The 13,850-nt window shown below is 37.6% G+C and carries 10 protein-coding genes and 1 tRNA gene; 4 read left to right on the top strand and 7 right to left on the bottom strand.

What is annotated here, in order from left to right:
• The first annotated feature begins 2 nt into the window (after positions 1-2).
• From HRT55_RS03440 to HRT55_RS03430, 3 genes are read left to right on the top strand one after another with little or no spacing between them, the layout of a single operon-like run.
• A complete protein-coding gene (locus HRT55_RS03440; RefSeq protein ID WP_291618912.1) occupies positions 3-908 on the top strand; it encodes an XrtA-associated tyrosine autokinase in 906 nt (301 codons plus the stop codon).
• A complete protein-coding gene (locus HRT55_RS03435) occupies positions 868-2,466 on the top strand; it encodes a TIGR03016 family PEP-CTERM system-associated outer membrane protein (RefSeq protein WP_291618910.1) in 1,599 nt (532 codons plus the stop codon). The genes HRT55_RS03440 and HRT55_RS03435 overlap by 41 nt, the downstream gene beginning before the upstream one ends.
• Position 2,467: 1 nt before the next feature.
• Positions 2,468-3,502 carry an XrtA/PEP-CTERM system-associated ATPase gene (locus HRT55_RS03430; RefSeq protein ID WP_291618908.1) on the top strand — a complete coding sequence of 345 codons (1,035 nt, stop codon included), beginning with the start codon at positions 2,468-2,470 and terminating at the stop codon, positions 3,500-3,502.
• A 39-nt stretch (positions 3,503-3,541) separates the two neighbouring features.
• Here HRT55_RS03430 and prsR read toward each other — a convergent pair whose 3' ends face one another.
• The 4 genes from prsR to HRT55_RS03410 all read right to left on the bottom strand — a co-directional run bounded on the left by prsR (position 3,542) and on the right by HRT55_RS03410 (position 11,285).
• Positions 3,542-4,891 (bottom strand): PEP-CTERM-box response regulator transcription factor, encoded by a 1,350-nt coding sequence (prsR, locus tag HRT55_RS03425; RefSeq protein WP_291618906.1) that lies wholly within the window; start codon positions 4,889-4,891, stop codon positions 3,542-3,544.
• Between the two features lie 39 nt (positions 4,892-4,930).
• Entirely contained in the window at positions 4,931-6,961 is a 2,031-nt protein-coding gene (prsK, locus tag HRT55_RS03420; RefSeq protein WP_291618905.1) for an XrtA/PEP-CTERM system histidine kinase PrsK, read from the bottom strand.
• A gap of 166 nt (positions 6,962-7,127) precedes the next feature.
• Positions 7,128-10,202, bottom strand: a complete 3,075-nt coding sequence (locus HRT55_RS03415; protein ID WP_291618903.1) for an efflux RND transporter permease subunit — start codon at positions 10,200-10,202, stop codon at positions 7,128-7,130.
• Positions 10,203-10,214: 12 nt separating this feature from the next.
• A complete protein-coding gene (locus HRT55_RS03410; protein ID WP_291618901.1) occupies positions 10,215-11,285 on the bottom strand; it encodes an efflux RND transporter periplasmic adaptor subunit in 1,071 nt (356 codons plus the stop codon).
• Between the two features lie 219 nt (positions 11,286-11,504).
• Here HRT55_RS03410 and HRT55_RS03405 point away from each other — a divergent pair.
• Positions 11,505-11,581, top strand: a tRNA-Arg gene (locus HRT55_RS03405).
• Positions 11,582-11,931: 350 nt separating this feature from the next.
• On the opposite strand, the gene HRT55_RS03400 is transcribed toward HRT55_RS03405, so the two are convergent.
• The 3 genes from HRT55_RS03400 to HRT55_RS03390 all read right to left on the bottom strand — a co-directional run bounded on the left by HRT55_RS03400 (position 11,932) and on the right by HRT55_RS03390 (position 13,847).
• Positions 11,932-12,111, bottom strand: coding sequence for a hypothetical protein (locus HRT55_RS03400; protein WP_291611214.1), 180 nt, complete (start codon positions 12,109-12,111; stop codon positions 11,932-11,934).
• 111 nt (positions 12,112-12,222) lie between these two features.
• Positions 12,223-12,477 carry a hypothetical protein gene (locus tag HRT55_RS03395; protein ID WP_291618900.1) on the bottom strand — a complete coding sequence of 85 codons (255 nt, stop codon included), beginning with the start codon at positions 12,475-12,477 and terminating at the stop codon, positions 12,223-12,225.
• Positions 12,478-12,950: 473 nt separating this feature from the next.
• Positions 12,951-13,847: a ParB/RepB/Spo0J family partition protein gene (locus HRT55_RS03390; RefSeq protein ID WP_291618898.1), complete on the bottom strand. Its 897-nt coding sequence runs from the start codon at positions 13,845-13,847 to the stop codon at positions 12,951-12,953.
• Between the last annotated feature and the right edge of the window lie 3 nt (positions 13,848-13,850).

Genomic DNA, 13,850 nt, shown 5'->3' with positions numbered 1-13,850 from the left:
CCATGAGTACTATTGAAAAAGCCCTGGCTAAACAAAAATTAGCTCAGCAAGAAAAAATTACTAACATCACTGAACATGAAGTGGAAAATGAGGCTATTGTTTCCAAGACAACTAGCACGTCAGTTCCTGAAACAAGCGAACCAGTTAACAACAAAGAGAGCTGTAATAAAGATAAAATAATTTTAAATGGTGATAGGTTAAATGAGCGCGGCTTTATTTATAGCCCAGATAGCGCTCATCATATTCAAGAAGAATTTCGCCATATTAAACGAAAATTGTTAAACAATGCTTTTGGCTTAGCATCAAAAACACTACACAATAGCAACTTGATTATGGTGACCAGCTCTCATCCTAATGAAGGAAAAACCTATATAGCCATTAACTTAGCATTAAGTATTGCCCTAGAGCAGGATAAGACAGTACTGCTAATTGATGCTGATGTACTAAGGCCTAGTTTGCACAGAGAATTAGAGTTTGATAGTAAAAAAGGCTTACTCGAATACTTATTAGCTGAGGTGACATCGCTTTCCGATATTATTTATAGTACTAATATTGAAAACTTAAAACTGATTCCTGCCGGTAAACCACACCATTTAACCAATGAGTTATTGGCCAGTGAGCGTATGGAGAGCTTAGCAAAAGAACTAGCTGAACGTTACCCCGACCGAATCGTTATTTTTGACTGTCCGCCAATCCTCGGCGTTACAGAAACGCCAGTATTATCCGATCTTGTTGGCCAAGCGCTTATAGTGGTTGAAGAATCAAAAACTAAAACAGATGATGTTAAAACAGCGGTAAGTCAGTTAAATAACGATATTGCTATAGGCTTAGTAATGAATAAAACCATTAGATCTAAAAAGGATATCTATGGCTATTATGGATATGGCTATGGCAGAAAAAACCAGTAATATTCTGTCACCAATACATTGCCTCGCTCTAGCTGGCTTATTTTTATCCGCCAACTCAATAGCAGGTGAATGGCGCTTTGATCCCAGTCTAGGACTCACCGAAACCTATACTGATAATATTGAACTGAATCAATTAGATAAACAAACGAGTCTAGTAAGTCAGTTCATTATTGCTGCGGATGCTAACTTTAGCTCAAGAAAATTACAATTTTCATTTACTGGTACAGAAACGCTGGTGGGCTATAGCCATGATAGTGATCTGAATGATGATTACCAAACATTACAAGCTAATTCCTCATATTCACTGTGGCAAGATAATCTAACAGTAATAGCTAACTCATTAATAACCAATGTTAATACAAATGATACTAATAATAGTATCTCGGATTTAATTACTGCGGATACAGTACAACGTCGTAGTCATGATGCTGGACTGGAATATAACAGTATAAATAGTGATTATTACATATACTCTTCAATAACTTACAGTATAGTTGACACTGAAGACAGTATAGGGGAAAGCAATGGCTACACCGCAATACTCAATAGTGAAAACGGTAATGCTGCTCGTTATTTTTTTTGGCAGGTTGATGGCTCCTTCTCAAACAGAGATAATGGCGGTTTTACCAGTGAAAACTATCAGTTAGAAACTAAAATAGGCACCATTACCCCCTACAAAATCAACCCTTTTTTCCGCTTTTATAATGAAAGAGTTACCGGTACTTTCGCAGAGAACAACTCTAAAGGAATTCCTTCTTGGGGGCCTGGTTTGCGATACCAAGCCGCAAAACATTTCATTATTGACCTGTCGTATAATTACGTACGCGATGATAGTCAAGAAAATGATGACTACATTGCTGCCGATATTGACTGGCAACTATCTGCTCGAACATCATTTAAAGCAGGCTATTCTAAACGATTTTTTGGTGACTCTTATAAGTTTGATTTTTCACATCAAACGAGACGTCTAACCAATAGTATTTCTTATCATGAAACCATTGAGGTGTTCGATCGTAATAACTACCAGCAAGTTGATAGTGAAATATGGTGTCCAAGTGATACCACTGACATTAATAACTGCTTACCTATAGGGGAGATTCCTGATGATACCAGTGATTATCAAAACCTACCTGTCAATACATTCAAACTTGTTGAAAGTAACGAATTTAGTTTGAACAAACGTCTAGCATGGCAATCGAAATTAACCTTAGCGCGCACTACTTTTAGCCTAAACCTTTCGAATCGCGAGCGTGAAAGCTTAAAATCGGGTATTATTGATGATTACCTTGATGCGCGCTTTAGTGTCACTCGCCGTATAAGTCCTAAAAGTAATGTTACTGTTTATCTTGATTACCGTAAAAATACTTTTGACAAAGATAGACCTGAAGGTCCTCGACAAGAGGATATCTATAAAACATTTTCGACAACTTATAATAGAAGCTTAGCGTCATCTCTCTATGCATTTATAACCTTACAATACCTTGACAGACAATCAAATTTTGAACGCTACACTTACACTGAAGCCCGTGCTTCCATTAATTTAACAAAAGATTTCTAATATGTATGAAAGTTACTATGGCTTTAGTGAACGGCCTTTCCAGTTAAGTCCTGACCCTCGGTTTTTCTTTGCTACCAGTCATCATCAACGGGCTTTATCATATTTACAATACGGCTTAGATCAAGGTGAAGGCTTTATTGTTATCACTGGCCCTATTGGCACAGGGAAAACAACGATTGCCCGTAATTTACTAGCAAATATTGCTGATGAAAATATTGTCGCGGCTCAATTGGTTACCACAAATTTATCTCCTAATGAGTTACTTGAGCTTGTTGCTGCTGAGTTTAAAATCACAGTCACTGGTAACAGTAAGGCTGATACACTACGAAGTATTGAACAGTTTCTTATCGGCTTAAATAAGCAAGGTAAACGTGCTTTATTACTTGTTGATGAAGCACAAAATTTGCCGGCAGAAACCGTTGAAGAATTACGTATGCTCTCTAATTTCCAACTAGATAATAAGCCGCTTATTCAAAGCTTCTTATTAGGTCAGGAAGAGTTAAAAACCATTATTTCTGCACCTGACATGGAGCAATTTAGACAGCGTATTATTGCCTCGGCTCATTTAAAGCCCCTTAGTGTTGAAGAAGTTAAAGATTATATTAATCACAGGTTAGCGCAGGCCAATTGTAATAAAGAAGCTTTATTTACTGATGATGCCTTTCAGCTTATTTTTGAAAAAACGCTCGGTGTACCGAGAAAAATAAATATTTTTGTTGATAGGCTGCTATTGTTCGGTTTCCTCGAAGAGTTGAGTCACATTAATTGTAAAGTCATTAATGAGGTAGCGAAGGAAATGTCTGTTGAATTAACCGGCTCCCTTAATGGCGCAACCCTAGAAAATGAAAGTAAGCCCTTTGTCATCAACTCAACTGAACACGTTGAGAATATAAAAAATGTTTTACGAGAAGTAGAGGAAATATTAGAAGGCTCGATTCAACAAAAAGTTAAAATGACCCGCTATATAGATAAGCTTTTAAAACAAAAGAGCCGTGAATTCGCCGAACTACAAAGTAAAGCCACTGATAATAAATAATTATCAGTGGCTAATTGTCTTTCCATAAATATTAATAACTTAAGTATTAATGGCAATTTTGTATTTTTCAATTAATGAATACAGCGTCGGTCTAGTTATTCCCAATAACTCCGACGTTTTCGACATATTTCCTTCCGTCAAAGCATAAGCATTTTGTATAGCGATGGTTTCTGCTTGTTCACGAACCGCACGTAAATTTAGCGACAGTTCATACTCAGCATTTTCTTTATCAAAAAAGCCTAAATCAAACGCAGTCACTTGGCTACCTGTACTCATGATAACCGATGATTTTACTTTGTTTTGTAATTCTCGAATATTACCCGGCCACTTATGATGCCTCAGACCATATAAGGCATCATCGGCAAATGATTTAACACTACGCTTATACTCGCCAGCGTATTGCTGTAAAAAGAAGTTAGCTAAAATAAGCACATCTTCTTCTCGATCACGCAGTGGTGGAATATTCAGAGTGATTTCAGTAATACGGTAAAAAAGGTCTTCACGGAAGGTTTTCTCCGCCACCATACTTTCTAGGTTTTGGTTGGTTGCACAAATAACACGAACATCAACCGGTATTTCTTTACGACCGCCTAAGCGCTCTATGATTTTTTCTTGTAAGAAACGTAACAATTTAGCTTGTAAGTGATAAGGCATATCACCTATTTCATCTAAAAATAACGTCCCGCCTTGAGCACATTCTATTTTTCCTAAGGTGGTTTTGTGAGCCCCAGTAAAAGCACCTTTTTCAAAGCCAAACAATTCACTTTCTAATAAGTTTTCAGGGATAGAAGCACAGTTAATGGCAATAAAAGGTTTATCACTACGATCACTCACTTTATGAATAGCTTTGGCCGCGACCTCTTTACCGGTACCACTTTCACCCAGTAATAACGCGGTGATTTGAGTAGGAGCAATACGTTGCACCATAAGGCGTAATCTATCAATACTTTCACTACTACCAATAATACCTGTGTCACAGCCTACTATTGATTTCATACTGCGGTTATCTGTTTCTATGGTAGCTAAGCTAAAAGCACGAGAAACAATGACATTAATTACATCGCCATCAACCGGTTTTTGATAAAAATCATAAGCGCCCATTTCTATGGCTTTAAGGGCATTGCTTCGGTCATCATTACCGGTAATAACAATAACTTTAGTATGTGGGGCAAGCGCTAGTATTTCTCTTAACGTTGCCAAGCCTTCGCTGGCATTGGCGGGGTCTGGCGGTAAACCTAAATCTAAAGTGACTACTTTAGGTTCATGGCGTCTCACGGCGGCAATAGCACTCTCACGGGTATCCGCTAATATTACTTCGTAATCAGCTAGGCTCCATTTCAATTGTTTTTGTATACCGAGATCATCATCAACAATCAGTAACTTTTCCATCGCAATGCTATTTCCTTTATTTTTAAATATCTATAATTTTTAAAGCGCTTTACAGGGTATAACGATTTTAAAATGACTACCTTCATTTTCCTGGCTGGTTACCTGCATGGTGCCGTTCACGCTCTCAATGAACTGTTTCGCTTCATAAACACCAATGCCCATACCAGCATTGCCCTTAGTAGTATCGAAGGGCTTAAATAGGCGATTAGCGATGAAATCTACTGACATACCACAACCGTTATCAATAATTTCAATATGTAACTCATTTGCCATCATCTGTGCAATTATCTTAACCCAGCCATTATCGTTTGTCGCTTCTTGTGCGTTTTGTAATAGATGATTTAATACAGAAGAAAGTGTCTCTTCATCAATAGAGATCCTACTTTCTAGGGATAATTGCACGCTAATATGCGGCATCTGTACATTACGTTGCTCCACTACCGCCATGATTAACGCCTGTACATCGGTATTTTTCTTACTTGACTCCACCAGTTGTTTATTGCGCAACTGGGTCAGTACTTTATCTAGCCGTCCTGTTGCCGAGGCAACAGTTTCAAAGACATCATCAATAAAAGCTGGGTTATCTCGATGACGTTTCGCATTACTATTAATTAACGACAGCTGCGCTTGAATATTTTTTAAGTCATGCACTAAAAAAGCTGACATGCGATTAAAAGCGTCAAACTGCTTAGACTCAGCTATACGTTCATTGGCTTCATTAAGTGACAGGTAGTTACTGAGTTGCCTAGAGATGGAAAAAAGTAAGTCCCGGTCTTCCCAATTTAGTAACCCTTGCTCTGCTGGCATGGCCAATAAAAAAAAACCATACACTGATTTATTCATAAAGATTGGAATGATTATATCAATGTGCTTTTGTCGACATAATTGTGCATCTAACGATAAGCCAGGGTAACTTTGCTCAACAACAGCTAGCTCTCGGACATCAATAATCCAACCATGTTGTTGACAAAATTCGTCAACTGTAACTAAACAGTTTAAATCCTCTTGCTCGAGTCGATAGTTTTTTTGGTAAAGGCACTGATAATTGCCACTCGATACTTTTTTAACTAATGCCCCTTGCTCGATATTCAAAGATGAACAAATAATATGAGTAGCGGTATGATAGTAATCATCACTTGCGCCAATTTCGAGTTGCTCTATTGATTTAAGCCACTCAATTCGATAATCATATTTATTAGCAAAAAAGTGTTTGGTGATAAATACTTTAACTTCTCGACGTAACCTCTCAGTAATTAATAGTGCCGCTAAAACACTACCGCCTAAAAGAATAAAGGCGATACTAATTACATCTCCCCAAGTACCACCAAAAAAATTAATCGCATAGCCAGCTATGGCTAATAACAATAAGTATACCCCTGAGATTAATAACATAGAGCTATAGAAAACCATTTCACGGGAGACAAAAACATCCACTGACCAGTCTTTTATCCGTCGAGTACTGACCAATATTAACGGCATACCTAACGCCGTAATGAAGCCACGGGCATACCAGTAAGAAAAGTCTAATTGGTTAACCATGGCTGCCTGAGCAAAAAGCACAAAATCAAACACTGTTGCCATACCTAGGGCAATGATCAATGACCATAGAGCCCATTTTACTTTAACATCGGCATTTCTATATAACTGCTCAAGTAAGACTAGTAGCCACAAATTAAGTAATAAAAATAATGAGAATAAAAGCTTAACGCTATCAGGAATAAATAATGCAGCTCCCCAGCAGAGTACTGATAAACCTGCCCAAATTTGTAGATACTGCTTGATTTTCTGGTCAGTAACAAAGGCTTTAACTGAGGTTATATTGGCTTGTGTGCAAATAATTAATAGCGACCAAGCCGCTAACTTTAAGGTTTCTATGCCGAGAACAATAAGTAATGAAAAACCTTGTGTGGGTTGTAGTGCGGCGCTAAGCGATGATGAAAAAACTAAAAGTGCGGCTAATAAGACTAAACCACCGGCGAGGGTTTTATTTCGTGCCGCTAACAGTAATAAAATAAAAACAGCATAAGCACAAGCTGCTAAAAAATAGCCTGAGGTACCAATTACTTCCATATATATTTACCTGAATTTTTAGCTGCGGTATTAATTAGTCACTGTATTGTATTCGTAGAAAAATAATAACTAGCCATAGTGATGCCTTTGCAGGATTGGCAATGATTATATATGAATTTACTTTTTTGTATTGGCTTTCTTAACTTCCTTTTAACAACAAAGCAACTTAGTTCGATAGCTTCTGCTCTACCTCCTTGGTAAACAGCTCAGTTAAAATAGGCACCAACAAGAAACTAGAAATAGCAGAAATACATAAGCCAGAAATTAACACCACACCAAGTGGTTGCCATAAACCGCCACCAAATAAAGTTAATGGAATTAAACCACCAATAGTCGTTAACGTGGTTAGCAATATAGGCGTAAAACGCACCGCACTAGCCTGTAATATTGCCGAGTGTTTATCTAAACCAGAGCGTAAATTAGCATTGGTGGTATCAATCAAAATAATGGCATTGTTTACCACAATACCAAATAAACTAATCAAACCAACAAAAGCCATCATAGAGAAAGATAAGCCCGTTAAATATAAGCCTATAATAGAGCCAGCCATGGCAAATGGAATTGAGCTAAAAATAATCAGCGGCTGTAAAATCGATTTAAATTGCAACACTAATACCGCAAATATTCCCATCGCTGTTATCAGCATGACTTGTGTCAACCCAGCAAAAGTTTTTTGTCGTGACTCTTCTTCACCGCCTAAAGTGAAGTACATGCCCTTAGGTAAGTCATACAACTCAAGGTAAGCCACTAATTCTTTGGTGATGTCACCGACAGAATAACCGGTTTCAACATCGGCAGATACTTTGGCCATGCGTAGTTTTTGATAATGAAAAAAGTCACTGCCACCTTTTTTTAGCTCCATAGTGGCTAATTGTTCAAGGGGAATAGCTACGCCTTGGTTATTACTAATTTCTATTGCTGATAAACTCTCAATAGTGGGGATTTTTCGACGAATCATAATAGGATAGTCTTCACCGTTATTATCATTAAACTGACCTATGGTAGTACCCGATAAAATGGTACTAATGGTATTATCTAATCGTTCAATACTAACGCCGCTGAGTGAAGCTTGTTGATAATCAATAGTAAGCACTAACTCGGTATTTGCCATACCGATCGGATTATCAATGTTTACCACCCCTGATAACTGTCGCATTTTCGCCGCTAAATCATTAGCAACTTGCTCTAAATCAGGCAAAGATTCACTTAGCAGCCGAATAGCAATAACTTGGTCGGTCACGGGTCCTTGAGTAAACTCTTTAACGGTTATTTCCGCCTGTTGCCAGTGAGAAAAATCATCACGTAGGTTTTTTACTAAAGCGGTTACTTCATCGGCTTGATAAGCCTTTAACACTAACAATGCTTGGCCAAAACGAATCATGCCACGTTTCGGCACCTCATTATAATAAATACGTGGGTTAGCATTACCGATATTAAGTGCTACTTTATCAACTAAAGCATATTGCTTAACATGCTGACGTACTTGCTGAAGAACCTCATCGGTATAGGCCAGCGATGAATTTGCCGGTGTTGTGACATCAATTAACAACATAGGTTTTTCTGCTTTAGGGAATAAGCTAACACCTACTTGGCCAAACAGAGAAAACATGGCCATTAAAGCAACCAAGCTAACAATAACAACGGCTATTTTGTGCCGTATCAATACCTTTAAAGTATTACGATAGCTTTTTTCAGCAAATATATTGGCATAATGTTGTAAGGTCTGTATTTTTAATGCTTTCGGTTTAGCTCCTTGGTCAATAACAACCAGCAACTTACTGGCTAAAAGCGGTGTTAAGGTTAATGCCACGAATAACGAGGCAAGTAGTACTAACACTACAGTTACCGGCATTGAGCGAATAAAATCACCGGTATTACTTTGGATCATTAGCATAGGTAAAAAAGCCAACATGGTAGTAATTGTGCCGCTAGCTATGGCCCAAGCAACTTTACTGGTACCACTTGCTGCCGCTTGCTTGATATCCTTACCAAGTTTCTTTTCTCTATGAATACTCTCAGTAACCACAATTGCGTTATCAACCAATAAGCCTAAAGCTATTATTAAACCGACTATGGACATTTGTTGTAAGCCATAACCACTAAAATCCAACCAACCTATAGCCATCAAAAATGAAATTGGAATAGCAAGTATCACCACTAACGCTTCTCGGAAGCCTAAAAACAATAAGGCCATCAAACCTACAATCACTAACCCTTGTGTTAAGTTATCAAAAAAACCATTTACACGAACGTTAACACTGTCGGCTTGTTGAAATAATTTGGCCAATTTTAGGCCGCTTGGTAAATTCTGTTGAAATAGCTCTATTTCTTGGTTTATTTGTTCGGTTAAAACAAATATATTGGTTTTCTCTCGCTGCTCCACCGTGATAAATATCGCTGGTATATCATCAAAATAAGCTAAATAGCTCGGCTCTGCGCTAGCAAAACTGACACTAGCAATATCTTTAACTGTCAATACACCATTAGCATTGGCTATATTGCTGCTACTAATAATAGTATTTTCAATATCAACCAGTTGAGTGAAATTGCCACTGGCTTTGACATTAAAGCGCCGGGTACCCGCATCAACAAATCCAGGGGTAATGTTCAATGCTCGACCCTGAAGAATTTGATTAATATCAATAAGCGCTAAGCCATAATATTTCAATAACGCCAGATCAATATCTATTGCCACAATTTGCCGCGGATAGCCCCATATACTTGCCTTGCGCACACTGGCTATAGTTTCAAGGCGTTTTTCTAGTAACTTGGCATGCAACTCCATAGTTTTGTAATCGGTTGGCTCTGACCACAAAGCCAACTGCATTATGGCCACACTGCTTGGTGTTGCTTTTAAGACTAATAATTCCGCAATACCACTAGGTAAGTTAGGCCTTACCGTTGATACCGCCTGCTTAACTTTATTAAATGCCGCTTCGGCATCTGTGCCATAAAGAAAGTCTATGGTAATCCTTACCGCGCCATTATGGATTTTGGCCTCAATTTTTTTAATATTTTCAATATCAGCAATTTCTTGTTCCAAAGGATCAACCACTAATGTTTCAATATCACTGGGTGAAGCGCCTGGATAAACCACCTCAATTAAGGTGACCGGTAAATCAAACTGTGGATCTTCTGAGCGAGGCATATTTAAATAGGAAAGCACACCGACCAAAACCAGTAACAATATAATAGTTATAGTGAATGGGGCATTATCTATCGCTAATCTAGGGAGTTTCATCTGCTAATACCCTTATTGATATTGTGCTTCATCTACCGACGGCTCTTTCGCCAAAGTCAGCTGTTGCCAGCCTCGAGTAACAATAGTTAAGGGTAGGGAGCTTTGCTTAGCGGACAAATAGATATATTCATTTGAGAGCTGCTTAATGACAAACGCCTGCTGTTGATAACCTTCAGCTTCTGTCGAATTACTAACTAGCACCATAATTAAGGCTCGACCTTGGCTATCAACACTATTAAGCGCCTCAATAGGTAAACGATAGGCAAGGATGTCGGTAGTGATATCAGTTTTGACATGGGCTAGTTGACCGACAATAATTTGATTGGCGGTTATATCTTCTAACAGTACTTCAATAGTAAACAAATGACTGTGTTGATCGGCAATAGCTGGAATTTTGCTGACAGTGCCCGAAGTGACACCGAATTGCGCTAAATTTACCTTAATATTTTGCTTTAATTTAACTAAATTAACTTCTGCTGCGGTTAGCGCCACACGAACCACTAAGTTGTTTTTTATAGCCGCTATTTGTAATGCACTTTGGTTTGGGTTTTGTAACTCACCTAACTCGGTAAATCGGTTTAATACTACGCCATCAAAAGGAGCTAACAATTGCGCTTTAGCGAGGTTATATAAAGCCACTTTATGGCTGGCACGTGTCGTTATCAATAACGTTTTAGCATCATCTAATGCTTGCTGAGAGCTCAATTTTTTACTCAGTAAGGTATTTATGCGCTTAACATCTCGCTTTGCTTGTAATAAACGCGCATAACTAGAGTTTTTTTCCGCTATTAGCTCAGCAGTATCAAGTTGTGCAAGCAATTGACCTTTACTAAAACGTTCACCTTCATCAATGTTAAGTTCTTCCAAGTAACCACTGCTTTTAAAAGATAGGTTTAACGTTCGCTTAAAGGCTAACTTACCGGTACGGTTAATATGCTTAACAATAGGCTCAACTTTAAGGGTTTTAGTTTCAATCGCTTGCCCATAAACGGGCGTCATTAATGACGTACTGACGACAAATAAACTTATCAGTAACATTGGGGCTATTCGTGATGAAAGTAACCCGAAAAGACGTGGTTTCATTTTGGTAATACAACCGAAAGTTTAATAGGGTATTCATAACTTTAGGCAGTTTTTTAACTAAAGTACATAAGTTTTATAAATATAGGGGATTAGCGATAAGTAAAGCTACCGACTAATGAGATATTTTCGACAACTTAACTAGACAAGTATATTGATAAATTATAGTATTTGCCGCGCATTCCTTGAGACAATATTAATCTTAGTATTTTCCTCAACAAACCACCCGTAGCTCAGCTGGATAGAGCGCGCCCCTCCGGAGGGCGAGGTCACAGGTTCGACTCCTGTCGGGTGGACCAATTATTTAAAGTAAAAACCTTACTGATTGCTTTAAGAGTCAATACTTCATAGAGCTGAAAACTAAAAGTTTGGTAATGCCCAGCACATATCCATTATCTTAATACCATCCAATTATAGGCCTATCACCCTAAATTCATTGCAATAAAGTGTGATTTAAACGTTTTATATCCATTTTGGAAAAATCAAATTGGGTAAATACTCTTTTTACATAATGTACATAAGTCATTGATGCCAACCTTTGTATTGTTCCCATAGGAAACTTTAAGATTGGAGTAATAGCTTGAGTGTCAAAGTTATAAAAATTAAATTGGTGTGAGTTAGCGTAATCATGTTGAAATAAACTGAATAACTAAGATACTCTTTGGCAATAGTCATCATTTTCTTCAACATATATTTGGGCTTGGGCAATAGAGCCAAAATAATAGTTAAGTAATTTACTACGTTTATCGCGAATAGTGATAGGGATATCGAGTTGTTGAACAACATCAAGCCAGGTTTTAACGAGAGTTAATGGCGGTAGTTCTTGCATAATTTCATCCTTGAAAGTAATAACAATAGATACTTTACGTTAAAAATTTGTTAATTCAAAGCTGGCATCTGCTATTTGTCACTTTTTATACACTTTAATTTTAAAGTACTGTTAAAAATAATATCTTAAACTAGCATAAACACTCAGCTGATAAGCACGAAACTCAGAGCCAAAAGTATATTCATTATTTGGTACATCCGCGCTAACAGAGATAAGCTGAGAGGCCAACCAAGTTAGCGCAGGGATAAGATAATGCTGACTATATAGATATACACCAGCCTTCTGATAAGGCGCTTGAGTGGCAAGTTCATGGTAATCATCAGCGTTGTTGCTACCAGCACTATTATAGTGGTACTCGATCATCACAATAACATCTTCATTCTACACATAGTCTGAGGGTAGGGTATTAGCCGAAATGCCTGCTAGAGCTTTGTGAACGAAATAGCTAATCCATTTTGTCAGTCATGCTGCGGTATCATCTACACATTCATAACTAGGTAAAAATAAAAGCAGTGAAAATAGCCCTGATAAAAGTAACTTCAACATAAACTAATCCCTAATAGTATTTACTATACCCATAATACTTCAAGATTCTAGTTTGATACTCAAGGCGCATTTTTTATTAAGAGTAGTTTTCTTAAAAATATATTATACGTTATTGATTTTGACATGAAAATAACTATTCTCTTCAACCAATGCCTTACCTCTAAGCCTTTTAAGTATCGCTGAGTAGGAAAAAACATATTTGAATTGGTATTACATTTATTAAACAATATATTTAACACAAAAAAAACCAGCACTAGGCTGGTTTCTAATATTGGGAATTTAACGATATAATATTAATTAATTTTAGCTAATATCTCTTCAAGTTTTTCTAAATTAGCATAAGAAATAACTAATTTTCCTTTGCCTTTTTTATTGTGACTAATAGCGACTTTAGCGCCAAGTTTGTCTGCTAAGACTTGTTCCAACTCTACGGTCTCAATGGCTTTTTCAACTTTTTCTTTTATCGCTACTGGATTTTGAATCTTCTTAATTAAGCTCTCGGTTTCTCTTACCGTTAACTCTTTAGTCGCTACTATTTGTGCTGCTGATGTTTGCTCATCACCTTCCAATGCTAATAAAGCACGGGCATGGCCCATATCAATATCACCATTTTCCAAAAAGGTTTTTACTTCTTCGTTTAAGTTATTTAAACGCAATAAGTTACTGACTGTAGTGCGTGATTTACCAATGGCTAAAGCAACTTCCTGATGGGTTAAATCAAACTCAGTTAATAAGCGTTCTAACGCGATAGCTTCTTCCATGGCATTAAGATCTTCACGCTGAATATTCTCAATTAAGGCTATCGCTACGGCTGATTCATCTGGTACGTTTTTAATTAAACAAGGGACAATATCAAGCTGAGCCAATTTAGCGGCACGCCAGCGACGTTCACCAGCAATAATTTCATATTGATCATCTGCAACTAAACGCACAACAATTGGTTGAATAATGCCTTGTGCTTGAATCGATAATGATAATTCTTCTAAGGCAGTATCCGACATATCACGACGCGGTTGATATTTACCGGGAATAAGTGAGGTGATGGCAATTTTTTGAAACTCATTATTGCTGGTGATTACCGTTGGACTTTCTTGCGCTGTATCTGTTGGTGCAGCTGGAATCGCTGTTGATAATAAAGCATCAAGTCCGCGACCTAAGCGACTAACGCCTTTACGTTTTGCTGTACTCATAAT

The organism is Colwellia sp. (assembly GCF_013214175.1).
In the GTDB taxonomy this organism is placed as follows: Bacteria; Pseudomonadota; Gammaproteobacteria; order Enterobacterales; family Alteromonadaceae; genus Colwellia.
The sequence above is the reverse complement of the archived record's forward strand: the minus strand, read 5'-3'. Positions and strand labels throughout refer to the sequence as shown.